Source organism: Luteibacter jiangsuensis (assembly GCF_030812295.1).
Lineage (GTDB): Bacteria > Pseudomonadota > Gammaproteobacteria > Xanthomonadales > Rhodanobacteraceae > Luteibacter > Luteibacter jiangsuensis_A.
The window spans coordinates 360,295-382,748 of record NZ_JAUSSK010000001.1 but is presented as its reverse complement, the minus strand read 5'-3'; the positions used below and the strand labels follow the sequence as shown (position 1 = coordinate 382,748).

20 protein-coding genes are annotated in these 22,454 nt (G+C 65.7%); 8 read left to right on the top strand and 12 right to left on the bottom strand.

The genetic code is table 11. From position 1 onward, the window contains the following. The first annotated feature begins 47 nt into the window (after positions 1-47). Positions 48-614 (top strand): DUF924 family protein, encoded by a 567-nt coding sequence (locus J2T07_RS01715; protein ID WP_306846832.1) that lies wholly within the window; start codon positions 48-50, stop codon positions 612-614. Between the two features lie 5 nt (positions 615-619). On the opposite strand, the gene J2T07_RS01710 is transcribed toward J2T07_RS01715, so the two are convergent. After that, positions 620-2,125 carry a serine hydrolase domain-containing protein gene (locus tag J2T07_RS01710; protein WP_306846831.1) on the bottom strand — a complete coding sequence of 502 codons (1,506 nt, stop codon included), beginning with the start codon at positions 2,123-2,125 and terminating at the stop codon, positions 620-622. Next, entirely contained in the window at positions 2,122-2,460 is a 339-nt protein-coding gene (locus tag J2T07_RS01705; RefSeq protein WP_306846830.1) for a hypothetical protein, read from the bottom strand. Before J2T07_RS01705 ends, J2T07_RS01710 begins: the two co-directional genes overlap by 4 nt. Positions 2,461-2,571: 111 nt before the next feature. Here J2T07_RS01705 and J2T07_RS01700 point away from each other — a divergent pair, with 111 nt between their 5' ends. Both J2T07_RS01700 and J2T07_RS01695 read left to right on the top strand, forming a co-directional pair. Next, the gene (locus tag J2T07_RS01700) at positions 2,572-3,171 is read left to right on the top strand and encodes an RNA polymerase sigma factor (RefSeq protein WP_306846829.1); all 600 of its coding nucleotides are present in this window, start codon (positions 2,572-2,574) and stop codon (positions 3,169-3,171) included. Next, positions 3,168-3,575, top strand: a complete 408-nt coding sequence (locus J2T07_RS01695) for a hypothetical protein (protein ID WP_306846828.1) — start codon at positions 3,168-3,170, stop codon at positions 3,573-3,575. The genes J2T07_RS01700 and J2T07_RS01695 overlap by 4 nt, the downstream gene beginning before the upstream one ends. On the opposite strand, the gene J2T07_RS01690 is transcribed toward J2T07_RS01695, so the two are convergent. After that, positions 3,544-4,950: an epoxide hydrolase family protein gene (locus J2T07_RS01690; RefSeq protein ID WP_306846827.1), complete on the bottom strand. Its 1,407-nt coding sequence runs from the start codon at positions 4,948-4,950 to the stop codon at positions 3,544-3,546. The two genes, J2T07_RS01695 and J2T07_RS01690, sit on opposite strands and share 32 nt — an antisense overlap. A 197-nt stretch (positions 4,951-5,147) precedes the next feature. Further along, positions 5,148-5,684: a YaeQ family protein gene (locus tag J2T07_RS01685; RefSeq protein ID WP_306846826.1), complete on the bottom strand. Its 537-nt coding sequence runs from the start codon at positions 5,682-5,684 to the stop codon at positions 5,148-5,150. A gap of 127 nt (positions 5,685-5,811) precedes the next feature. Between J2T07_RS01685 and J2T07_RS01680 the strand changes: the two genes are divergently transcribed. Continuing rightward, complete coding sequence (locus tag J2T07_RS01680; protein ID WP_306846825.1) at positions 5,812-7,974, top strand: TonB-dependent siderophore receptor; 2,163 nt, start codon at positions 5,812-5,814, stop codon at positions 7,972-7,974. Positions 7,975-8,139: 165 nt separating this feature from the next. After that, on the top strand, positions 8,140-10,353 hold the full coding sequence (locus tag J2T07_RS01675) for a TonB-dependent receptor (protein ID WP_306846824.1): 2,214 nt from the start codon (positions 8,140-8,142) through the stop codon (positions 10,351-10,353). Between the two features lie 4 nt (positions 10,354-10,357). Here the strand turns inward: J2T07_RS01675 and J2T07_RS01670 are convergent, their stop codons facing one another. The 5 genes from J2T07_RS01670 to J2T07_RS01650 all read right to left on the bottom strand — a co-directional run bounded on the left by J2T07_RS01670 (position 10,358) and on the right by J2T07_RS01650 (position 14,814). Next, positions 10,358-12,130 carry a GGDEF domain-containing protein gene (locus J2T07_RS01670; RefSeq protein ID WP_306846823.1) on the bottom strand — a complete coding sequence of 591 codons (1,773 nt, stop codon included), beginning with the start codon at positions 12,128-12,130 and terminating at the stop codon, positions 10,358-10,360. A 10-nt stretch (positions 12,131-12,140) separates the two neighbouring features. Then, complete coding sequence (locus J2T07_RS01665; RefSeq protein ID WP_306846822.1) at positions 12,141-12,446, bottom strand: hypothetical protein; 306 nt, start codon at positions 12,444-12,446, stop codon at positions 12,141-12,143. Between the two features lie 116 nt (positions 12,447-12,562). Beyond that, positions 12,563-13,369, bottom strand: a complete 807-nt coding sequence (locus J2T07_RS01660; RefSeq protein WP_306846821.1) for an SAM-dependent methyltransferase — start codon at positions 13,367-13,369, stop codon at positions 12,563-12,565. 132 nt (positions 13,370-13,501) lie between these two features. Then, the gene (locus tag J2T07_RS01655) at positions 13,502-14,008 is read right to left on the bottom strand and encodes a ferritin-like domain-containing protein (RefSeq protein WP_306846820.1); all 507 of its coding nucleotides are present in this window, start codon (positions 14,006-14,008) and stop codon (positions 13,502-13,504) included. Between the two features lie 128 nt (positions 14,009-14,136). Further along, a complete protein-coding gene (locus J2T07_RS01650; protein ID WP_306846819.1) occupies positions 14,137-14,814 on the bottom strand; it encodes a hypothetical protein in 678 nt (225 codons plus the stop codon). Between the two features lie 390 nt (positions 14,815-15,204). Between J2T07_RS01650 and J2T07_RS01645 the strand changes: the two genes are divergently transcribed. From J2T07_RS01645 to J2T07_RS01635, 3 genes are all read left to right on the top strand, one after another. Further along, positions 15,205-16,263 (top strand): alpha/beta fold hydrolase, encoded by a 1,059-nt coding sequence (locus tag J2T07_RS01645; RefSeq protein WP_306846818.1) that lies wholly within the window; start codon positions 15,205-15,207, stop codon positions 16,261-16,263. 20 nt (positions 16,264-16,283) lie between these two features. Beyond that, positions 16,284-16,796 carry a cytochrome P460 family protein gene (locus tag J2T07_RS01640; RefSeq protein WP_306846817.1) on the top strand — a complete coding sequence of 171 codons (513 nt, stop codon included), beginning with the start codon at positions 16,284-16,286 and terminating at the stop codon, positions 16,794-16,796. A 78-nt stretch (positions 16,797-16,874) separates the two neighbouring features. Next, positions 16,875-17,717: a class I SAM-dependent methyltransferase gene (locus J2T07_RS01635; protein ID WP_306846816.1), complete on the top strand. Its 843-nt coding sequence runs from the start codon at positions 16,875-16,877 to the stop codon at positions 17,715-17,717. Between the two features lies 1 nt (position 17,718). Here J2T07_RS01635 and J2T07_RS01630 read toward each other — a convergent pair whose 3' ends face one another. From J2T07_RS01630 to J2T07_RS01620, 3 genes are all read right to left on the bottom strand, one after another. Continuing rightward, complete coding sequence (locus J2T07_RS01630) at positions 17,719-18,882, bottom strand: M23 family metallopeptidase (RefSeq protein ID WP_306846815.1); 1,164 nt, start codon at positions 18,880-18,882, stop codon at positions 17,719-17,721. Between the two features lie 64 nt (positions 18,883-18,946). After that, complete coding sequence (locus J2T07_RS01625; RefSeq protein WP_306846814.1) at positions 18,947-21,070, bottom strand: HlyD family efflux transporter periplasmic adaptor subunit; 2,124 nt, start codon at positions 21,068-21,070, stop codon at positions 18,947-18,949. A 2-nt stretch (positions 21,071-21,072) separates the two neighbouring features. Beyond that, positions 21,073-22,452, bottom strand: a complete 1,380-nt coding sequence (locus J2T07_RS01620; protein WP_306846813.1) for an efflux RND transporter periplasmic adaptor subunit — start codon at positions 22,450-22,452, stop codon at positions 21,073-21,075. Positions 22,453-22,454: the final 2 nt, after the last annotated feature.

Sequence of the window (22,454 nt, the reverse complement as noted above, 5' to 3'; positions counted from 1 at the left end):
TCGCCAATTTATCGGTAAGCTTCCATGCTCCACAGCAGGTGACCGACATGACCGACCCCCTTCCCGCCCTGGCTCCGCCGGAAACACCGGAACGCGTCCTGCGTTTCTGGCGCGACGCCGGCTACGACCGCTGGTTCACCAGCGATGCCGTTTTCGACCGGGTCTTCCGCGATCACTTCCTCGCGGCGCACATGGCGGCGGCGCGGCGTGAACTGGACGCGTGGCTCGACAGCGCCGATGGCTGCCTCGCCCTGCTGATCCTGCTCGACCAGTTTCCACGCAATGCCTTTCGCGGTTGCGCGCATATGTATGCCACCGACCCGCTCGCCCGGTTCGTGGCGCGGCACATGCTCCAGCGCGGCTTCGATGGCGCGGTCGACGCGGACCTGCGGGCCTTCTGCTACCTGCCGTTCGAACATTCCGAAGACGCGGGCGATCAGCGGCTGTCCCTGCAACTGTTCGGCAAGCTGGGAGGCACGTACGTACCGTATGCAAAGGTCCACCATGACATCGTCGAGCGCTTCGGCCGTTTCCCTCACCGCAATCGTGAATTGGGACGGGAGACAACGCCGGAGGAACAGGCCTACCTCGACGGTGGCGGATTCGCCGGGTAGCGCGCCTACCCTTCCCCGGGCGACTTCCTGAAGACCATCCGCTCGAACGAGATGGCGGTGACCACCCCGTTCTCCGTGCGGAAGTCGAGGAAGTCGCCTGAGTTGGGCGCGAACGCCACGCGGACCCGATCCGGTGCTTCTCCACCGGTGGCGACGGCCTGCACGTTGCCCCAGCGGATCACCATGCCCCTGTCTTCGTCCAGGTGGACGGTCATGTCCCCCGACAGCTCGTTCGAATAGGTGCCTGCATACTCCGTTCGCGGCCGGGACAACGCCCAGGCGCGCGCCTGGATCGCCTCCCTCTGGCGAGCCGCCATGGGGGATGCCTCCGCCGCTTTCGTCCGCAATGCGTCGAACCGCCGCGACACCGTCGATGCGACATCCGGCTCGCCTAGCAGGCTGCCGTAGACGTAGTCGGCGATGAGGCTGGTCATCTGCGCGCCAAGGACATCCTCGTTGTTGAGCACGACCAGCGCGATGCCTTCGTCCGGCATGAAAGACAGATGCGCATGGAACCCGGCGAATCCACCGAAATGATGCAGCATCGTCCTTCCCTTGTACTCGCCGGTGTACCAGCCCCAGGCGTAGCCCGTACGCTGGAAATCCATGTACTTCGCCGTCAAAGCGACCTGTGGTTCGTGCGACCGGCGGATCACCTTCCGTGGTATCGCCTGCCGCTGGCCCGATGCGAGTTCCGCGATCAGGAACTTCGCGAGGTCCGGCGCGGTGGACACCAGGCCACCCGCCGCGTGCATGGTCGCGTCCGACTTGGCGATAGGCAACGGCTGGCGCGGCCGGGCACTGGCGAACGAATAGGGCTTGGCCAGCGCCCAGCCCGCGGCCTCGGCCTTGCCGATGGAGGCCGAGGTCCGCCGCATGCCCAGTGGACGCAGGACACTCCGTTCCAGCTGCTCCTGCCACGGCACCGGCCCACGGCGGTCGAGCCAGACACTCAGGATGTTGTATCCGACGTTGGTGTATTTGAAGGTTCCGCGTGCCGCCTTCTCATCGGGATAAGACGCGGACACCAGCCCCAGAAGCGAATGCTCGTCATGGATACCGCTGTATGCCGTCGCCCAGACCAGGGGTTGGTTGTCCACTCCCGAGGTATGCACCAGGAGATCCTTCACGGTCACCGCGTTGGCGTCGATGCCCGTGAAGCGTCCTTCGGGAAACATGTCGTGTAGCGACATGCGCATGTCCAACCGGCCGGCATCTTCCTGGAGCAGTGCGTTCAAGGCGAAGAACGGCTTGGTCGCCGAGGCGATATAGAACACCGTGTCACGAGTGACCGGCGTCCGCGCCTGGATGTCCGAGTATCCGAAATAGCCTTCGTAGACGACCTTGCCGTTCTTGATGACGGCGATGGCCGTTCCGGAGGGCAACGTGGTCGCGTCTTTCGTCTGCTGGATGAAAGCCGCCAACGGAGCGAAATCGGGCGGCGGACCGGCCCGCGACGCGAGTGGCGTGGCGGCCAGCAACAGGGAACCGAGCGCCAGGAAGCGGTTCATGCGTTGGCCTTGGACCCGCGGCGCTCGAAAACGTAATAGGCGACGTTGCCCAGGCCCGTGGCACCGAGAAGCAAGCCGATGACGCCGGGCGTCGCATGGTCCACGCCAGTCGCCTCGACGAGGCCGAAGCCGAGCGCGAGGGCGACGAGGACGCAGCCCCAATGCAACGAGGCATGGCGCCGCCGTGCGGCCTCACCTTCGAGCAGCGAACGGACCATGTCTTCGGATCCTCGCGACTCGACGATCCGGCGACGGGTATAGGCGTCGACGACGACCTTCACCGAATAGGCGATGCAGACGAACAGGGTGATCGGGATAAGGAGCGTGAAGTCCATGGTTCGGATGTCCTGTGGGATGGGTACACCCAAGGAGATACGGCGCGAAAGCCACCGGTTGCAGCAAATCGATTGCAACCGATGGCCTGCCCGACGTATCCCTATAGGAGAATGTCCATCCAGCCCCCTCCCCTCGCCGATGCGATCGCCACCGACCTTGTGCTGGCCGGCGACGTCCTGTCCGGCAAGCCCGGGGCGTTCGAACGGCTGGTGCGCGAGTACCAGAACCTGTGCTGGCACGTGGTGGACCGCATGGTCAGGCACCCGGACGACACCCGGGAGCTTTGCCAGGACGTCTTCCTTCGCATACACCAGTCGCTGCACCAATACCGCGGCGAGAGCGCCTTGAAGTCATGGATCGCGCAGGTGGCGTATTCGGTGGCCAAGCGGCACCTGGAGCGCAAGCGGATTCCGCTGGTCGAGGCGTCGGGCGACGAGGAGGGAAACTCCCTGGCGGAGCGGATCGGCGACGGGTTCGACCTGGAGGCTTCCGTGGCCGACGAGGAGATGGGCGCGCGATTGCATGCGGCCATCGACTCCCTGCCGCCGGTGCAGCGGACGCTGCTGACGCTTTACCATCTGGAAGACATGCCGATCGGCGAGATCGCGCGGGTGACCGGCATGGCCGAGGGCACCATCAAGAGCCATCTTTTCCGCAGCCGCCGGATGCTGCGGGAGATACTGGAATCGCGCATGGGAGTACGAGCATGAATGACGAACGAGAGTGGGAAGCACAGGAACGCGGCATGCGCGCGGCGCGTGGACAGGCCCCGTCCGACCTCGATCCGCTCGCCCTCGACTACCGCAAGGTAGCCAACGCCGTGATATCCCATCCTGTCGGTGCCCCGCCAGGCGACTTCGTCGCCCGGGCCGCGGCTCACGTCGCCCGCCACGAAGGCGGCATCGAGCGACCGCTCTCCGGGGTGCTCCTGGCCATGTTCGCCGTCGCGCTGGTCGCCGCCGCCGTGGTTTACGGGGCGCGTTACTGGCAGGTATTCCAGCAGCCCGGTGAGCCTGCGTCGGGCTGGATGCTGGCGGGATTCACCTGCGTCGCGCTGTCCTGGGTGTCCCGCCAGCTGGCCGTTATCGTGCGCCGTCCTGGCGGACGGACTTGAACGATGCCCTCAGTTCCTGGACGAACATCGCGGGCTGCTCCCAGGCGGCGAAATGCCCACCCTTGCTCAACCGGTTGTAGTGAATGAGCTTCGGAAACGCCTTCTCCGCCCAGCTCTTCGGCGCCGCATAGATTTCATCGGGAAAGACGCTTACCGCCACGGGGATCGTGAGGTGCTTCGGCTCGAAGAAGGCGAGCTTGTTTTCCCAGTACAGGCGGGCCGAGGACACGGCCGTGTTCGTGAGCCAGTAAAGGGTCACGTTGTCGAGGATATCGTCACGTGTCATGCCTTCGGCCTGCCCATCGAATACCCGGGTGATCAACTCGTAGCTGCGCGCATCGTGATCGAGCATCCAGGCGGCGAGACCCACCGGCGAATCCTCGATGGCATACAGGGTTTGCGGGCGATTCGTCATCTCCTGGGCGTAGCCGAGGCCATGCTTGTAGAAGAAGTCGAGTTGCTCGTACGCGCTCTTTTCTTCGGCGGACAGGCCTGCCGGCGGCGGTCCTCCCGCTGAAAGCGCCTTGGCGATGTCGTCCGGCACGGTGGCCGGCATGTTGGTGTGGATGGCCAACAGTTCCGGCGGCGCCTGCACCGCCATCTGCTCCGACACGGCATCGCCCCAGTCACCGCCTTGGGCGACGAAGTGTCTATAGCCAAGCCGTTTCATCAGCACGGTCCACGCCCGGGCGATGTGCTGGGGGTCCCAACCGGTGGTCGCCGGCTGTCCGGAGAAGCCGTAACCCGGCAGCGAGGGAATCACCACGTCGAACGCATCCGACGCGCTCCCCCCATGCGCCGTGGGGTTGGTCAGCGGGTCGATGATCTTCAGCTGCTCGATGATCGAGCCCGGCCACCCATGGGTGATGATGATCGGCAACGCGTTCTTGTTCTTCGAACGGACATGGATGAAATGGATGTCCACGCCATCGATGGTGGTCACGAATTGCGGCAAGGCGTTCAATCTCGCTTCCACCTTGCGCCAGTCGTAATCGGACTGCCAGTACGCGGCCAGCTTCTGCATGGTGGCCAGTTGCACGCCTTGTGTCGCGTCCGTCACCGTCTCCTTCTTCGGCCACTTGGTCGCGGCGATCCGCCGGCGCAGGTCCGCGAGGGTTTCGTCGGCGATGTGCACTTTAGGGAAGGGCCGGATCGACGCGTCGTCGCCTGTTTGCGCGGCCGCGACGGCGGCTCCGATCGCACTGGAAACCACGCCTGCGCTGGCGGCGCCGCCGGTCACAGTAACGGGTGTGCTTTGTCCGGGTGGCGCGGTCGCTGCGTGTGCCGTCGACGGCAGGAAGATGCTTGTCGCGCCGACGAAGGCGGATGCGGTGAGGAAATGCCAACGACCGAATGAAGCGAACTCTGAAGACATGACGACACTCCTCCGATGGTTCTGCGCGACGAGGCGAGAACGCAGTGGGAATGGACAGGTTCCGTGGTTCGTGAATCCGCTGGTCCGTGAGCGGCTGGCGGCGCTCGCGAGCTTAGCAAGGGCTTCTCGACGAAGCATTACGCCATAGGTATTAGCAGGGTATACCGACCGCGGGCGAATCCACGCGGCGTGCCGCGTCAGGCCAGTGTGGTCAGCTCGACCGGAACCACGGTGTCACCACCGATGACCTGGGCCTGGCCATCCTGCACCATGAACTGGATCTGCATCGAGCGCTGCGTCAACGCGGCAAGCGCTTCCACGGTGGACGGTGCGACATCGATCACCGAGACGTTCTTCGTGCGCGCGACGGCGGCGGATGTCTTCTTCCACCACACCTCGGCGCTGCGCCCGCTATAGGTATAGACGATCACGCGCTTCGAGCGGCCCGCGGCGCGGCGGATGCGCTGTTCGTCCGGTTGGCCGATCTCGATCCAAACGTCGACTTCACCGGTCAGCTCCTTGCGCCACAAGTCCGGCTCATCGTCGGAGCTGAGCCCCTTGCCGAAGACCAATGCGTCATCCGCATTCAGCGCGAACGCGAGCACCCGGACCATCATCCGCTCGTCGGTTTCGGAGGGATGCTGGGCGATGGTCAGCGCGTGAGCCTGGTAGTAATGCCGGTCCATGTCGCTGACCTGCAGGTCGGCCTTGAAGACCGTCGATTTGAGTGCCATGGGGTGAAGCGTACACGAATTATGTAGAATACCGCCGCGATACGACCAGCCAGCCCCTAGCGAGCCAGTCGCCTGAACCACGCGGGCCCCATCGGTGCCCTTCGTCCAATGCCTAGGGGCTACCATCATGTTCCCGACCCACTCCCATCGGCCGCGGCCGGCCTTGCTCGCCGTTTGCCTGTCCGCTGCGTTGCCTCTCGGCGCCTTCGCGCAATCGGCGGCGACCACCCCGGATGCCGCCACCACGCTCGATGCCGTCGCCGTCAAGGGCCAGCGTGCGCCCACCTACGCCGCCGAACAGAGCTCCGCCGCCACGCGCCTGTCGTTGACGCCGCAGGACACGCCGCAATCGATCAGCATCGTCACCGAACAGCGCATCGAGGACCAGAACCTCACCAATGTGCGCGAGGTGCTGGACAACACCACGGGCGTTTCGTCGAGTGCCTACGACACCGAGCGCGTGGTGTTCTATGCGCGTGGTTTCCAGATCGAGAACATGGCTTATGACGGCGTGCCCATCGCCGCCGGCCTCAACTCCAGCTCCGCCGACGGCAGCCTGGATACCGCCATCTACGAACGCGTCGAAGTGGTACGCGGCGCCACCGGCCTCATGAGCGGCGCGGGCAGTCCGTCGGCCATGATCAACTTCGTCCGCAAGCGTGCCGACAGCCGTACGCTCCAGGCGGACGCCTACCTCAGCTATGGCTCGTGGGATACGCGCCGAGGCACGTTCGACATCTCCGCGCCCCTGAATGCCTCCGGCAGCGTACGTGGCCGCGTGGTGGCCGCCTACGAGGACGGCGATTCGTACCTCGACCGCTACAGCACCAAGAAGAGCGTGTTCTACGGCGTCGTCGATGCCGACCTGGGCACCGATACGGTGCTCAGCCTCGGCTTCGACTACCAGCGCACCACCCCCAAGGGCGTCACCTGGGGCTCCTACCCCGTCTTCGACGACACCGGCGGTTTCATCGAATGGCCACGCGGGTTCACCAGCGCGGCCGATTGGACCTACTGGGACAACACGACCCGGACCGCCTTCGCCGATCTCAAGCACAACTTCGACAACGGGTGGCAGTTGCGTGTCATGGCCAGCCGCCGTGAAACCGATGGCGACGACGCGCTGTTCTACGTCTATGGGTTTCCGAACCGTGAAACCGGCGAGGGCATCACGCCTTATGCCTACCGGGGCACCGACGCCGGCCGGCAGAACCTGCTCGACGTGTACGCGTCCGGTCCTTTCCAGGCCTGGGGCCGGGAGCACGAGCTCGTGGTCGGCGTCAGCGGTTCGCACTACACCCAGGATTCGTGGGAACGCGAGCATGGCGACCTCCCGGACGTCGGCGACTTCCTGCAGTGGAACGGCCGCTATCCCTATCCCGACTTCGCGGTGGACAAGACACCGTACAGCGCCACGCATACCGATCAGGGTGGCATCTATGCCGCGACGCGCCTGTCGCTGGCCGATCCCCTGAAACTGGTCCTGGGCGCCCGCTACAGCCGCTGGAAGAACGACACCAACGACAGCACCAGCGGCGTGTATCACCACGAGCATACGAAGACGGTGCCTTACGCCGGCCTGATCTACGACATCGACGACACGTACTCGGCGTTCGCGAGCTATACGCAGATCTTCGATCCTCAAGGCAACCGCCGCGCCGACGGCAGCTTCCTCGACCCCGTGCTCGGCAGCAGCCGCGAGGTCGGTATCAAGGGCCGTCATGTCGACGGCGCATTGAACACCTCCCTGACCCTGTTCGAAACCCGCCAGGACAACGTGGCCGAGGCGGCGGTGGGCGAGTACCTGCCCGATGGCAGGACGCAGGCATACGACGCGGTGAACGGCACCACGTCGCGCGGCTATGAACTCGAAGTCTCGGGCGACATGTCCGAGTCCTGGAACGGCACCTTCGGCTGGTCGCATTTCAACGTGAAGGCACCGCGGAACGGCGGTGCGTTGCGTACGGCGCTGCCGCGCACCCTGATCCGCCTGTTCACCACTTATCGCCTGCCCGGCGCATGGAACCGCCTGACGATCGGCGGCGGCGCCAACTGGCAATCGGCCAGCCATGCCCAGGTCGATGGTCCGAGCGGTCCGCAACGGCTCGACCAGTCCTCGGTGATGCTGCTCGGCGCGATGGCCCGCTACGCCATCGGCAAGCAGGCGTCGGTGCAGGTGAACGCGGACAACCTCCTGAACCGGAAATACTTCGTGCTCGACGAGTTCAGCAACCTCTACTACGCCCCGCCGAGCAGTTTCACGGTGAGCTTCAACTACAAGTTCTTCTGAAGCGACCGCCGGACTGGATAAACCCCGGGGACGTTGCGCCCCATGGGTTAAGGAGCAGCTTCCCGCGACATCGCGCTGCTTTGCAGCACGTGAAGAATGCGTCATACTTGAGATCGGTTCTCATTTCCATTCGCATTCACGCACTCGATGTCCGCTGGGAGTTCCATGTCCACCGTCCCGTTCCGCCGTCACGTCCTCGCCCTCTCCGTCTCGGCCGCCCTCGCCGGCCTCCTTCTGCTCATGCCCTCGGCCCATGCCGCCGACGACACCGATGCGCAGCAGAAGGCGCGTGACAACAGCACCACCTTGTCCGGGGTGCAGGTGGAGGCCAACGTCGCCGCGCCCACCGCGGCATACGCCGGTGGCCAGGTCGCCCGCGGTGGACGTTTCGGCGTGCTGGGGAACCAGGACGCCATGAATGTCCCCTTTGCGATCACCAGCTACACCGACACGCTGATCCGCAACCAGCAGGCGCGCACCCTCGGCGACGTGGTCTCCAACGATCCCGCCGTGCGTACCGGCTTCGGCTACGGCAATTTCTCGCAGACCTTCACCATCCGAGGCTTCCAGGTCTATAGCGACGACATCGCGTTCGATGGACTCTACGGTCTGCTGCCCCGCCAGTTGCTGGCACCGGAACTGGTCAGCCGCGTGGAGGTGTTCAAGGGGGCCAGCGCGTTCCTCAACGGCATCAGTCCCGGAGGCTCCGGCGTCGGCGGCAACATCAACATCGCACCCAAGCGCGCGGAAGCGCAGCCGATCACCCGCGTCGGCCTGGATTGGGGCAGCGACAGCCAGGTGGGCGGCAGCGTGGACATCGGCCGCCGCTTCGGTGCCGGCGACGCGTTCGGCGTGCGTGTGAATGCCGTCCACCGTGACGGCAACACCGCCATCGACGGTGAGCAGCGCCGCGTTACCGCGGCCTCGGTCGCCTTCGACTACCAGGGTGAGAAGCTGCGCATCACCACCGACATCGGCTACCAGAAACAGGTGATCACCGGTGGTCGCGCCGTGGTCTATGCCAGCGGCCTCGACCGCGTGCCACGCGCACCGTCCGCAAAGACCAACTACGCCCAGCCCTGGTCCAACTCCTCGCTGGAGGATACCTTCGGCGTGGTCCGCGCCGAATATGATTTCACCCCGTGGCTCACGGGTTACGTGGCGGCGGGCGCGCATCATGGCAACGAGTTCGGCGACTACGTCAGCCCGACGCTCGTGGATACCGCGGGCAACGCGACCGAAACGCGTTTCACCGTGCCGTACGTCGCGGACACCGCCACGGGCGAAGCCGGCTTCAACGCGCACTTCGACACCGGCGAGGTCACCCACCGGGTGAACGTCGGCTTCTCGGCGTTGAGCTTCCGCAAGAAGGCCGCGTATGCCGGTTCACTCGATCCGATCCATACCAACATCTACTCGCCCACCTATGCGCCGGTACCCGACTTCGCCTACAACGTCGGCCCGATCAGCGATCCCGGCATCACCGGCCGCACGCAGCTGCGCAGCATCGCCGTGTCCGACACGCTCGGTTTCATGGACGACCGCCTGCAGGTGACGCTCGGCGCCCGCCGCCAGAAACTGCACACCATCGGCTATGCCTATGCGGTCGACGGTGTCGATGGCGCGAAGAACTCCGAATACGAGCGATACACGACCAGCCCCGTCGCCGGCGTGAACTTCCGCCTTGCCGACCAGTGGTCGATCTACGCCAACCACATCGAGGCGCTGACCCAGGGCGACCAGGCTCCGGAGACCTTCGACAACCGGCCGGTCACCAATGCCGGCCAGGTCTTCGCCCCCTACAAGTCCAAGCAGAACGAGATCGGCGTGAAGTGGGACGCGGGCACGATCGGCAGCAGCCTGGACCTGTTCCAGATCAAGCAGCCCAGCGCCTATGTCAACGGTGCCAACACCTTCGTGGTGGATGGCGAGCAGCGTAACCGTGGCATCGAGTGGAGCTTCTTCGGCCAGCCGGTCGACGGCGTGCGCGTGCTGGGCGGCGCCAACTACATCAAGCCCGAACTGGTGAAGACCCAGGACGGCCTGAACGATGGCAACGATGGCATCGGCGTACCGCGCTTCCAGGCCAATGCGGGCGTGGAGTGGGATATACCGAACACGCCGGATGTCACCGTCAGCGCCCGCGCCGTGCGCACGGGCAAGCAGTACCTGGATACCGCCAACACGATGGACGTACCCGCGTGGACGACCTACGACCTTGGCGCCCGCACCACCACGCACCTCGAGGGCGTGCCGGTGACCTTCCGCCTCACGGTGCAGAACGTGACCAACAAGGGCTACTGGGCCTCCGCCAACGGCGGCTACCTCACCCAGGGCGCGCCGCGCACGTTCTACGTCTCGGCCTCGTTCGACCTCTGATCGCCTAGGATTCGGCGAGGCTGCCGGACGTATCCGCCATCACCCGGTTGCGTCCGGCACGTTTTGCCTTGTAAAGGGCCATGTCCGCTTCCCGGCACAGCCGTTGCAGTTCGTAGCCGCACGTCCCGGTGGCGGCAAGGCCGACACTCGTGGAGAACGACACGACACAGCCTTCCTCGATGACCGGCGACGCTTCGATCGCCATGCGGATGTGGTCGGCGACGAGCATGCCCCGCTCCCCGGGACACCCGACGAGCAACATGCCGAATTCCTCACCGCCCAGGCGGCCGAACACATCACCGGGGCGCAATTGTTGGCCGCAAATGGCCACCGCATGTTTGAGCACGAGATCGCCCATGGCATGGCCATGCGTATCGTTGATCTGCTTGAAATGATCCAGGTCGATGAAGACCAGGCAGGCGTCGCCCGTGCGCTTCTCCAGCGAACGCAGGATACGTTCGGCCTCGTTCATGAAATGCTGGCGGTTGAAGATACCGGTCAAGCCGTCGTGCCAGGACAGCTTCTTGAAGCGGAGTTGCGAGCGCTTGGTCCGCAACAGCCAGAACACCACGGACGCCAGGAACAGCAGTAGCAGGACGATATATAACCGGCTGGTCTCGACCGCCTTGGTCTCCAGCGCCTTCTGCAGGCGGAGGACACTGTTCTGTCTGGCGAGCCGCTCCGTCTCGAGCTTTTGCGCGAGCAGATGTTGTCTGCTCAGTTCAAACGCGACGTCCCTCGCCGTGATGTCGTCCAGATAGCCCTTGTCCTGGGCGACATAGCGTTCGTAATACGAAAGCGCGGCCGACGCGTGGCCTTGTCCCTTCTCGATCCGGTAAAGCACCCCATAGGCGTCCCTCATCCACTCGTTCATCTCGGTGTCGTCACCCATTGCCAGGGCGGCGAGCGCCGCCTTCCTGGCACCCTCCACGTTGCCGAGTTTCTCGTTCGCCCTGGCCCGTTGCACCTGCGAGGACAACAAGTGGGCGTAGTAATCGCTGGCGCGAATGCTCGGTTCGATCCGTTCGAGGAGGGCCAGGGTCTTGCGCGGCTGCCCTTCGTCGATGAAGCGGTCGCCGAGGACGAGCCACATGGTATTGGCCAGGATCGGCTGCCCGGCGGTGACGCAGGCATCGATGGCCTTCGTCAGTTCAGGACTGGACGAGGTCAGGCGTCCGGTATTGTTAAGCGCCGCGGCCCGCATGGAGAAGGGATAACACAGGGTTTCGCCGGGGGGCACGGCGCTTTCCATCATGCCGGCATACTGGATGGCGAGGTCGGTCTGGCCGGCCAGGTTGAACATCTGCGACAGGTTCATCAACACCATCGAGCGGGCCAGCGGATCGTCGATCCGCGGCAGGTCGTCCACCAGGTGATTGGCGAGCGCGAAGGCCTCGTCGTACCGTCGATTGGCGCCCAGGTTGCTCAGGAGCAATGCCGATGCCTTGGCGGCGAGCGTGACATCGCCGGAATGGCCGATGATGTCGCGCAGTTGAGCCTCGGACCGCGAGTAGTCACCCTCGAACATGGTTTCCCATGCGTCGAGATAGCGCAGATGCCATTGCTGCGGCGTGCTCAGCGAAGGGCCTTCACGACGTACCTGTCGCAGCCTCTCGACGAATCGTGAATGGTCCTTCGTGCGCAGGGCTTCCGTCTGCTCGAGGAACGCCGCCGGATCGGCTATGGATGCCGTGGCCAGGCCTGGCGACACCAGCACGCACCAGACCAGCGCGACGCCGATCGCGCATGACCGGGAGCGGCTTATCGCCCGGCGCATGCCCACATCGCTACGGCTGCTCCGCCGGAGGGCACGGCGACTCGTTCTCGTGCTCCTTGCCGTCCTCGTCGTGGTCCGGCTTGTCGTCCTCGTCCTCGTCGTCCTCATGGGCGGGGATCTGGGAGATGTGCGTCGTGTGCATAAGGATGGTTCCGAACTCCTCGGACAGCCACGATCGATCGCCCGAAACCACGGTCTTCGTGAGTGCCTCGCTCGCCTGGACCCGCCGCAGGAGGTCGGCCAGCTCCTCCGCCGATATGTGGCGCAGCGATGCGTCGCGGCCGATGGCCTCCAGCAATTCGATCGTATCCGACATGGTATTACCCCCTGCTCCCTGCGAGCACTTTCACACCTTGACGGCATCTCCCGGCATTTCTTTAGGTTCTTTACGCATTCCCCGTATCTTCCAGGCTTTCGCGAATAATCGTGTCCTTACCGCTCGGCCGATGCGTCCAGGACGGCCAGCCGCTCCCGGATGGCGAGGTTCGCCTTCAAGGCGGCGGCCGGCGGAAGGACCACCGTTTCCTCGGGAGCCAGGGGAACGTGCGGCAGGTCGCGCAGGAGGATGCGGCGGATACCCGGCTTCTGGATGGGCAGTGTCGCTGCGCGGTAGACGATGATTTCGTGGTCCAGCGGGTAGTCGTGGCCCAGCACATCCACGAGTACTTGCCGGTACGCCCCGTCCGTGCGAAGCCGTGCCAGCGACCTGTCGCCGACGACACCTACCTGCCATAGCACCAGGTAGCCCGTGGGATCGATGCGGCGCTCATAGAACAATAACTGGCTGGCCTCGAAGTGCTGGCAGCCGAAACGACCCGGGTCGATGCCTAGATCCGCATAGAGGCAGTCCTCGGCCGAGATGCCGGGCTCCATGTGCGCCGCGAAGCCCTCCGCCCGGGCGACCTCGACCGCCTTGTGCGGCGACCAGGCGAAGATCCCCGGATGGCCATAGAAGACGCCGCAGACACGCTTGCCGGCCCTCACTTCGGTCATCATCAGGTCGACCCATTGACGGTAGGTCGTCATGCGCGACTTGCCTTCCCGGTAGTACGGCTGCAGGCTGCGCACATCGCCATGCATGCGTTGCAGCCACGCCTCCACGATGCCGTCGGACAGCGCCGCGAACACCACGTCGGCCTGCTCGATATGGCTGCGGGCCAACGGCGTCAGATGGGAACCAAGGGTCATGCCCATGCCGACGCACGCGAGCCGTCCACGCTGTGACTGCGATGTATTCATCGCGCAATAGTAGGACAATTCGCACGCTGCCGTTGAGTACGAGGTAATGGTCGCCGCCACCCATATCGGTGCCGCTGACGCTTCCGCGGCCTCCCTTGGGAGCACCGCGGGGCGTCATGACGTTCCAATGGCTCAGGCCGCTTTCGATTTCTCGGCGGCGCGCTGGTTTCCCACTTGGTCGGCCAATATCGTCAGCTTCTCATCGGTCGCCTTTTCTTCCTTGAGCGTGGCCTGCAGCAAGGGCAACGCGTCCTTGTAACCGAGTTGCTTCGCGATCGCCGAAAGCGTGCCGTACGAGGCGATCTCGTAATGCTCGACCTTTTGCGCACCGCCGATGAGGGCCGCGTCGCGCAATGCGCCGGCGTCGACTTCCTCGATCACTTCCTTGCCTTCCTCCACGAGGCCTTCCATCGCCGCGCACTTGATGCGTTTGAGCCGGATGCCGAGCGCCTCGACGATCTGGTCGATGCGTTCCACCTGTCCCTGGGTTTCCTCCAGGTGGGTCTCGAATGCCTGTTTCAGCTCGGGCGCCGTAGCGGCGCGGGCAAGGCGCGGCAATGCCTTGGTCAGTTGTTTCTCCGCGCTGTAGATATCCGAGAGCTCATGAATGAAGAGGTCTTCGATCGTCTTTACCGCCATGGTGATCTCCGCGCTGGTTGGAAAGCACGCATGCTAGGGCCCGGTTTGTCACGCGATCAGATGCGTCGCGTGAATGCCTCGCACACAGCCCCGCTCCATGTCGCCAGACGGTCCTCATCCGCAGGAACCTAGACGATCGGCAGGATGACCCGGACGATGGTATCGCTGGTTTCCGCGGCCACCAGGCGGCCGCCATGGCGGGCGACGATTTCCCTGGCCGTCCACAGGTGAAGGCTACGCTCGGATTCGAAGGGTTGTCTTTCTTCCGCTACCGAATCGCCGCCCACGCCTGTCAGCGAAAGCAGACACTGGTCGCCGGACCGCGTACCGCTAAGCGTCACATCGCTGGCGTGCGTCTCCGCGGCCAGCAAGACGAGACGCCGCATCAGCGCCGTCAAGGCAGCCGCCGGCATCGCCACGGATGGCGCGAGCCCGCGGTAACCGACGGCGACGGCTTCGTCGCGCATTTCCACCAGGGCCTCCGCAAGGCACTCGCGCGGATTACCAGGTTCCGAACCTTCCTCGGCGATGTCCGCCATCGCGGCGAAGGCCGAACGGAAGCGGCGGCCGAAGGCGTCGAAGTCGCGAAGCAACGCTGTCACCGCCTCGCGCGCTTGCGGGACCTTGTCCTGGCGCAGGTAGTGGTCGATCAGTTCCGCCCGCAACAGCAGGCTTCCCAGTGGCGTGCTCAAGGCGTGCGCGGCTTCGCGCCGGAAGCCGGCTTCACCTAGCGTGCGGTGTGTTTCCTGTTCAGCCATTCCGGCCCTCGGCCTGTGCACGTCGCGGATGGTGAGGTTCTTGTTCATGGCGACACCGATCGGGAACAGGTTGTCCGTAGGTGGGTACACACCGATGCCGCCGCCCCCTGATACGCATGCTGGGCGTCCACGCCGACCGCGTCAATGGTGGAAATGGAACGGCTCTTGTGGAAGCCGGCTTGTCGGCGATGGGTGCTTGCCTCGACCCGGCCCGCTGCCGCGGGATCGCCGACAAGGTCGGCTCCCACCAGGTTGCGGATACGGTCGGCCTCCGTCACGGCCGCTGTTTTTTGTAACGCAATGTATCAGTCGGCCAAGCCGTTACACGCTGATTCAAATACACCGGAAGTGGCTGCAATCAATCTCACCGAGGCCGATTACATTAAAGCGACGCATGGCCGCAATGGTGTGGCCACGTAATCTGCCCGGAGTAGTGCCATGACGGAAGCCGTCGACCATAAGAGGCGCAGGTGGCTGGGTGCCACCGCGTGGGGAATCGCCGCCGCGCCATTCGTGCTGAACACCTCGACGGTGATGTCGGCCGCCCATGCGGCGCCGGTGGCGCCTGAGAAGAAAACCACCTCCGGAGGCAACGTGACTTCCTTCAAGACGCTGAAGCAGATCAAGGCCGGCAGCCTCGACGTCGGTTATGCCGAGGACGGTCCGGCGAACGGCACGCCGGTCATCCTCCTGCATGGTTGGCCCTACGACATCCACAGTTTCGTCGAGGTGGCACCGATCCTCGCGGCCGCCGGATACCGCGTCATCGTTCCCTACCTTCGTGGCTATGGCACGACACGTTTCCTCTCGGCCGACACGCCGCGCAACGGCCAGCAAGCCGCGCTCGCGCAGGACGTGATCGACCTGATGGACGCGCTGAAGATCGACAAGGCCGTGGTGGCCGGTTTCGACTGGGGTGCCCGCACCGCGTGCATCGTCGCCGCGCTCTGGCCGGAACGGTGCAAGGCCCTCGTGTCCGTGAGCGGCTACCTGATCGGCAGCCAGGAACAGAACCGCGCACCGTTGCCGCCGAAGGCCGAGCTGAACTGGTGGTACCAGTTCTACTTCGCCACCGAACGCGGCGAGGCCGGTTACGCGAAGTACACGCACGACTTCGCGCACCTCATCTGGGAACAGGCCTCACCGAAGTGGCACTTCGACGACGCGACATTCCAGCGCTCGGCCAGCGCGTTCGACAACCCCGACCATGTCGCCATCTCGATCCACAACTACCGTTGGCGTCTCGGCGCGGCGAAAGGCGAAGCACGCTATGACGCGCTCGAAGCGAAGCTGGCGACCTTCCCGTCCATCGGCGTTCCGACGATCACCATGGAAGGCGACGCCAACGGCGCGCCGCATCCCGACCCGTCCGCGTATGCGAAACGTTTCTCGGGCAAGTACGAGCATCGCCTGATCGACGGTGGCGTCGGCCACAATCTTCCGCAGGAAGCGCCGCAGGCCTTCGCCAAGGCGGTGATCGACGTGGCCCGATCCTGAGGCATGCCCGGAGCTATCGCATGAAGTCCGTTTATCTCCTGTCGTGTGTCTTCGCGCTCATCGCCTTGTTCGCCCTGGTGGAAGTATCGGGAGCGGAGGAGGACGCGAAGCCGCTCTCGGCATCGCCCATCTACGGGGTCACCATTCCGGCGGGATACCGGCAATGGGAATTGATCGCCCCCGCCCTGGAGGACGCGCCGCTCAACGAGTTGCGCGCCGTCGTCGGCAACCCGAAGGCGGCGGACGCCTATCGCCATGCGGACCTGCCTTTCCCCGATGGAACGATCCTGGTGAAGCTGGCCTGGAAGCGAACGCCCTCGAAGGAGTTCGCCTCGGCAACCGTGCCCGGCGCGGCGACGACCGTACAGGTCATGGTGAAAGACAGCAAAAAATACGCGTCCACCGGCGGGTGGGGATTCGGGCGTTTCGTCGATGGCAAGGCGGTCGACGAAGCCCAGCACCGCACCTGCTTCGCCTGCCATCAGGCGCTCGTGCGCGACCACGACTACGTCTTCACCCACTACGCGCAGTGAGCCAGCGAGTGACATTTCCACGGCGATTGCCTATCGTTCCAGCCCGCCGTATCGCCGCGGAGCCAGGAGATTCCCTTCGTGTCGCATTACGCCGGTCCGCTGCTTACCCGCCCTGTCGCCGAGGCCCTGACGGTCTCGCGTGACGCTGGCGCGGACGAATGGACGGGGTCGCTGGACCTGGGCCGCTCGGAAACCCAGGCGTCCCTGCACGCGGACGCCTGGCAATGGCATGATGCGCGCTATCCGTATCCCGCGCGCCTCAAGGACCGCACGATCTACTACTGGGATGGCCGGGGTTTCGAGCCGGTATCGCGTTTTTCAGGGTCGCTCATCAAGCTGGTGCCCACCGAATGGGGCGCGCCCACCTTCGAGATCGATGGCATCAAGATGCTGCCCACCTCGAAGGAATCGCCGATCGACGATGCGCGACGCAAGGTGGCGCTGGTGGAGCCGCGTGGCAAGGTGGTGCTCGACACCTGCGGCGGCCTCGGCTACTTCGCCGCCTGCTGCCTGGAAGCCAGCGCGGCACGGGTGCTTTCCTTCGAGAAGAACCCGGACGTGCTCTGGTTGCGCACGCTCAACCCGTGGTCTCCCGATCCGGACAGCGCCGATGCCGGAGGCAGGCTGCAGCTCGGCCATGGCGACGTCACCCAGGCGATCCTCCAGGTGCCCGACGCGTCGGTGGACGCGCTCTTGCACGACCCACCGCGCTTCGGCATCGCCGGCGAGTTGTACTCGCAAGCGTTCTACACCCAGCTCGCCCGCGTCCTGCGCCGCGGTGGCCGCCTGTTCCATTACACGGGCAGTCCCAACAAGCTGACCAGTGGCCGCGACGTGCCACGCGAAGTCGCGAAACGGCTCGAACACGCCGGGTTCAAGGCGCAGCTGGCCTTGGATGGGGTGTTTGCGACGCGTCGTTGAATTATTTGTCCGGAAAGCCCACCACGATACCGTCGAGCGGCAACTGCGCCTGGCGATGGCTCGGCGGCGCCGCCTTCCACGGATCGCCCTGCCCGAACAGCTGCGCCTCGCGCTCCTCACCGTAGAGATCGATCCGGTCGAAGACATAGGGAATGCCCTCGGAGCCCTGGAATTCCGGTGCGTTCGCGAGCTGGAAATGCAGGTGCGGCGCGGCGGAATTGCCTGACTGCCCCAACCGCCCGATCACCTGGCCACGGCGCACGCGGTCGCCCTTCTTCACCCGCACGCTGCCCTTGGCAAGGTGGGCGTAACCGGCGTACTGCCCGGGCCCGATCGACAACACCACGTAGTTACCGAACAGGCCGTCGGTGGTGAGCGAGGCCGGTTCGGGTTGCGGCTTCAGCGGCGCATGTTCTTCCTCGCCATCCCTCGCGCCCGCGACGACGCCATCCGCGACGGCGATGACCTCCGCGCCGTAGCCGATCCAGTCCGCATAGCGTGTCGCCTGCAGGTCCTTCACGCTGGCCTTGATCGCACGTCCCGAAGCGTCCACGCCGACGAAGTCGATCGCGTAGCGCTGCGGTACGGTCAGGCTGCCGTTGATCGCGACCATGCTGCCCCAGTGATGCGAGCGGAATGCGCCCGGGCCTTCATGGGCCAGCCAACGGCCGCCACGAAGCGGCGCACCGATCACCGGCACCGCCGTCGGCGACACCGCCACCTCGACGCCGTCCACCGCGTAGGCGTGGCCGTTCGCCGTCATGTCCACGTGATGTCGCAGTTGCTTCGGCACCGGCGTTCCCGTGGGAAGCGTGAGCCATAGATAGACGATACCGCGCTTGCCGGGATCGACGACGGCGGCGGCACCTTCCTTCGGCACGGGCTTGGCGACGGCGGCCAGACCAGCACTGTCCAGGTGTAGCAAGGGCCGGGGCGAATCGTCGGCGAAGACGTCCAGGTCGTCGAGGGTCAACGGGCCGGTGTCACCGTAGAAATTGGTCAGGTGCAGCTCGTAGGCGGCGTGCCGCGCGCCGTCACTGCCCGTGAATACGGTGGGCGCCCATGGCACCCTCGCTTCGACCGGAGCCGGATCGGGCACCGTCCGCGCATGGAGGCCGGTACCCATCGTCGCCGCCACGCCCGCCACCCATATCCATGCGCGCATCCCGTTCCCCCGTGATGACCGAGCCCGATAGTAGCGGTTCGGAGGCAGGGAGCGACAACCCGGCTCAGCCTTCCTTGCCCAGTCCCGTCTGTTGCAGAAGGATCAGCAGCGCACTGTCGATCCAGCGCCGGGCCAGGCTTTCGCGGCGTCCTTGCATGCGCACGCTGACACCTTGTTCGGCGGCCAGCGGAGCGGACAAGCCCTCACCTTCCACGCGCACCCGGTACCAGACGGTCGCCGGGCGCAGCTCCTTGGCCGGCGCCGTCGGATTGAGCGGGATCGGCCCGCCGTGGTTCTTCGCCAGCAACAGGCTGGGCAGGTGTTCGAGCGCACCATCGTCCACGGCCACCACGCGGCCATGCAGTGGTTGCCAATGTCCATGCGGATAGACGGTGGCGGAGGCACCGGGAACGAGCCGGGCCCGATCCGCCTCCGATACGAGCACCTCCGCCCTCCAGCGCGTACCGCCCACGACGGTGGCGATGCGCGAGCCGGGCGATACCCAGCTGCCCGCCTGCAACGCCGGATCGAGGTCGCGCACGATGCCATCCTCGCTGGCCGTGAGGCGAAGGCGATGCAATTCCGACGTGCTGGCGCGACGCTGCACGTCGTACTGGTCGGCCATGCGCTCTGCCACGACCTGCTTGGCCACGCCATCGCGGTCGAGGGCGATGGCACCGCGCGCCGTGGATTCGTAAGCGTCGCGCAGCGCATCGGCCTTCGCCCGCTCGTCTTCCGGTGTCGGTGCGCTGAGTTCGAACAGCAACTGCCCAGCCTTGACATGCGTGCCGTCCGCGACGCTCACGCGTTCCATCCGCGCGGCGAAGGGGGTGAACACCGGTTGTTCGAACCCCGCCTCAACGATGCCCTCGGCGGTGATGCTTGCCGACCAGGGCACCAGCACGACCAGCGCGGCCACGCCCACGACGATCAGGCGCCGGCGCACGCGCGGCCAGCGGATTTCCGCGCGCCGCATCCACCATATCCTTACTTCGTTGAGCATCGGCCTCACCACGAACGTCACGATTTCCACCAGGAATAGGATCAGGCCCAGGGCCTTGAAGAAGGCGTGGTAGACGACCACGGCGATGCCCACGAACAGGGTCAGTCGATATAACCAGGTCGCGAACGCGAACACGGTGAGGAAGGCGGCGAAACGCGGAGAGACCGCGTCCGGCCGCGGATCCTCGATGCCGAGCAGGCGCAGGCGCACCCACCGCTTCGCCCAGCGGCCCGCACGCTCGTGCAGGCCGGGATAATCCAGCGCGTCGGCGAGGATGAAATACCCGTCGAAGCGCATGAACGGACTGGCGTTGACCGCAAGGGTGAGCACCCAGGCCGTCGTGCCCAGGAAGAACAGCGCGTTCTTGAAGTTGCCTTCCGGAGCGAACGACCACAAGAGCGTGCACCACGCGGCGAGCACCAGCTCGGCCATGACGCCGGCCGACGCGATGGCCAGGCGTCGACGCGAGCCTTCGAGCTTCCAGCTTTCGCCGGTATCGGTGTACGCCATCGGCCACATGACCAGCAATGCCACGCCCATGTGTCCCACGCGCACGCCGAACCGCGTCGCCATGAAGGCGTGGCCGAACTCGTGCCAGCACTTGGAGAAGACCAGTGCGCCGGCGAAGGCAATGACACCGTCCCAGCTCATCGCGCCACGCAGGTTGGCCTGCACGACATCCCATTGGCGTGCCGCCAGCAGAAGGCCGAGCACGGCCGCGAACAGCGTGGCGACGAGGAACCGCATGCCGAACATCCAGCTGACGAAGGGCAGCGTGCGGCGCAGGAAGCGTTCCGGGCGCACCAGCGGAATGCGGATGAACAGGTAGTTCTGCAACAGCCAATGCAGCGCCGACGTTCCCCGCTTCGGTATGGCGCCTCGCGTGAGCTGTTGCTGTTGCAGGAAGCGCGCGAACTCCAGCACGTCGTCGGCTTCCGGCGTCATCGTGGTGCTCGACGCGACGGCATCGGCGATTCGCTGCGGATCGCCCAGCGCCCAATGCTGGAGGAACTCGAACTCGAGCCAGCCGATGCGGAAGAATTGGTTGCGCACGGGGTCGGACAGGTGCCACGCGGGCGAACCGTCGCGATTGCGCCCGGCGGCATGGATGTTCAACTCGTCGCGCAAGGCGGGCCACGGCGGTGGCGCCCCGCCCATTGCACCCATCGCAGGCACCGCGGACATCGTCAGAGCCCGCACCAGGCGCGCACGGCGGCCAGCGGACGGCGCAGCATCAGGTAGCCGAACACGCTCCAGCGTCCCGAGACGCGCGCCGTGCCTTGCAAGCCGATACGCGCGCCGGGTGGCGTGCCGTCGATCGTCCCGCGCAGCACGTAGCTGGCGACCCCGTTGGGTGCCTCCACCGGCTGATAACCGGCATAGTCGAGCTTCGCGTCGAGAGGGTCCAGCGGCGCCACCTTGAGGAAGACGGTCATGGGAGCGCCCTCGGCCAGGTTGGTCGGTTCGCCCACCGGGGCCCACGCGCGCACGCCCAGCGCATGCGGGTCGGCAAGCAGGCCGATGCGCTCACCCGTCTGCACGGGGCGGCCGGACCAGTCGTCCGGATCGGAATAGACGAACACGCCGTCGGCCGGTGCGCGGATGGCCAGCTTGTCCACCTCCCGCTGCAACGAGACGACGTCGACCTGGCGTTCGCGCCACTTGCCCTCGGCCATGCCCAGGTCGGCCTTGGCGTTCTGGTTCTCGATGGCCTGTTGCGCGGCCTGGTGCATCTCCACGCTTGCCGTGGCCAGTTCGGCCTGCGCGACGGCGAGCTTGTTGCGCAAGGTCGTATCGTCGAGTTCGGCGAGGACCTGCCCCGCCTTCACCGGCGCGTTCGGCAGAACCGCCATGCGATGGATCACGCCCTCGCGCGGCGAAGCGATCACCTGGCTTCGCGTGGAAATCACCTCGGCGGGAACGAGCGTGTATTCGCGCACGGGAATCAGCAGCACCACCAGTAGCGCGGCCAGCGCATAGCGCAGGCGTCGTCCGCTGGTGGCAGCTTCCCACCAGCGCCGCCAACGCGACGGCCGCGCCACCAGCGACCACCAGGCATAGCCATAGAGGTTGACCAGTTGCAGCAGCGCGAACTCAGCGCTGTCCGGCGTAAGCGTCGTGGGCCAAGGCACGTCCCGCGCGAGCACGAGCAGCGCATCGACGCTGCGGTCCGGGCCCGTCAACGGCAGCACCCACACATGGGCGGGCAACCATTCGCCCCACTCCGCGGCCAGTTCCTCGCCGAGCATGTCGGGCGAAAGCGGCAGGACGCGGGCACCCGCGGGCAGCTCGGCACAACGTGGCGCGATCCGCCGTGCAACGGCGGACAACCACAGCGCGTAAGGCGTATTGGAATCGGGTTCGGCCAGCCCGGAATGGGCTGCAAGCCGCGGACTCCGTCCCGGCGGCATCGCCAGCAGGGCGGCCTGCCGGTAGTCGACCAGGCTGCGCGTCTCGTTGCATGCGACGAAGCCTAGCTCGGCCGCGGTCGCGGCGCCCTCGGCGCGTGCGGCGAGCGCATAGAAGCGCGACGACGCGCTGGCGCCGGGGTTGTCCTGGGGATTCATCG

Bases quoted from the DNA above. Each gene is read 5' to 3' on its own strand.
- J2T07_RS01675 (WP_306846824.1), top strand. From the start codon at position 8,140: ATGTCCACCGTCCCGTTCCGCCGTCACGTCCTCGCCCTCTCCGTCTCG.
- J2T07_RS01705 (WP_306846830.1), bottom strand. From the start codon at position 2,460: ATGGACTTCACGCTCCTTATCCCGATCACCCTGTTCGTCTGCATCGCC.
- J2T07_RS01695 (WP_306846828.1), top strand. From the start codon at position 3,168: ATGAATGACGAACGAGAGTGGGAAGCACAGGAACGCGGCATGCGCGCG.
- J2T07_RS01625 (WP_306846814.1), bottom strand. From the start codon at position 21,070: ATGTCCGCGGTGCCTGCGATGGGTGCAATGGGCGGGGCGCCACCGCCG.
- J2T07_RS01660 (WP_306846821.1), bottom strand. From the start codon at position 13,369: ATGAATACATCGCAGTCACAGCGTGGACGGCTCGCGTGCGTCGGCATG.
- J2T07_RS01670 (WP_306846823.1), bottom strand. From the start codon at position 12,130: ATGCGCCGGGCGATAAGCCGCTCCCGGTCATGCGCGATCGGCGTCGCG.
- J2T07_RS01700 (WP_306846829.1), top strand. From the start codon at position 2,572: ATGTCCATCCAGCCCCCTCCCCTCGCCGATGCGATCGCCACCGACCTT.
- J2T07_RS01620 (WP_306846813.1), bottom strand. From the start codon at position 22,452: ATGAATCCCCAGGACAACCCCGGCGCCAGCGCGTCGTCGCGCTTCTAT.
- J2T07_RS01680 (WP_306846825.1), top strand. From the start codon at position 5,812: ATGTTCCCGACCCACTCCCATCGGCCGCGGCCGGCCTTGCTCGCCGTT.
- J2T07_RS01685 (WP_306846826.1), bottom strand. From the start codon at position 5,684: ATGGCACTCAAATCGACGGTCTTCAAGGCCGACCTGCAGGTCAGCGAC.
- J2T07_RS01665 (WP_306846822.1), bottom strand. From the start codon at position 12,446: ATGTCGGATACGATCGAATTGCTGGAGGCCATCGGCCGCGACGCATCG.
- J2T07_RS01715 (WP_306846832.1), top strand. From the start codon at position 48: ATGACCGACCCCCTTCCCGCCCTGGCTCCGCCGGAAACACCGGAACGC.
- J2T07_RS01690 (WP_306846827.1), bottom strand. From the start codon at position 4,950: ATGTCTTCAGAGTTCGCTTCATTCGGTCGTTGGCATTTCCTCACCGCA.
- J2T07_RS01710 (WP_306846831.1), bottom strand. From the start codon at position 2,125: ATGAACCGCTTCCTGGCGCTCGGTTCCCTGTTGCTGGCCGCCACGCCA.
- J2T07_RS01655 (WP_306846820.1), bottom strand. From the start codon at position 14,008: ATGGCGGTAAAGACGATCGAAGACCTCTTCATTCATGAGCTCTCGGAT.
- J2T07_RS01650 (WP_306846819.1), bottom strand. From the start codon at position 14,814: ATGAACAAGAACCTCACCATCCGCGACGTGCACAGGCCGAGGGCCGGA.
- J2T07_RS01640 (WP_306846817.1), top strand. From the start codon at position 16,284: ATGAAGTCCGTTTATCTCCTGTCGTGTGTCTTCGCGCTCATCGCCTTG.
- J2T07_RS01645 (WP_306846818.1), top strand. From the start codon at position 15,205: ATGACGGAAGCCGTCGACCATAAGAGGCGCAGGTGGCTGGGTGCCACC.
- J2T07_RS01630 (WP_306846815.1), bottom strand. From the start codon at position 18,882: ATGCGCGCATGGATATGGGTGGCGGGCGTGGCGGCGACGATGGGTACC.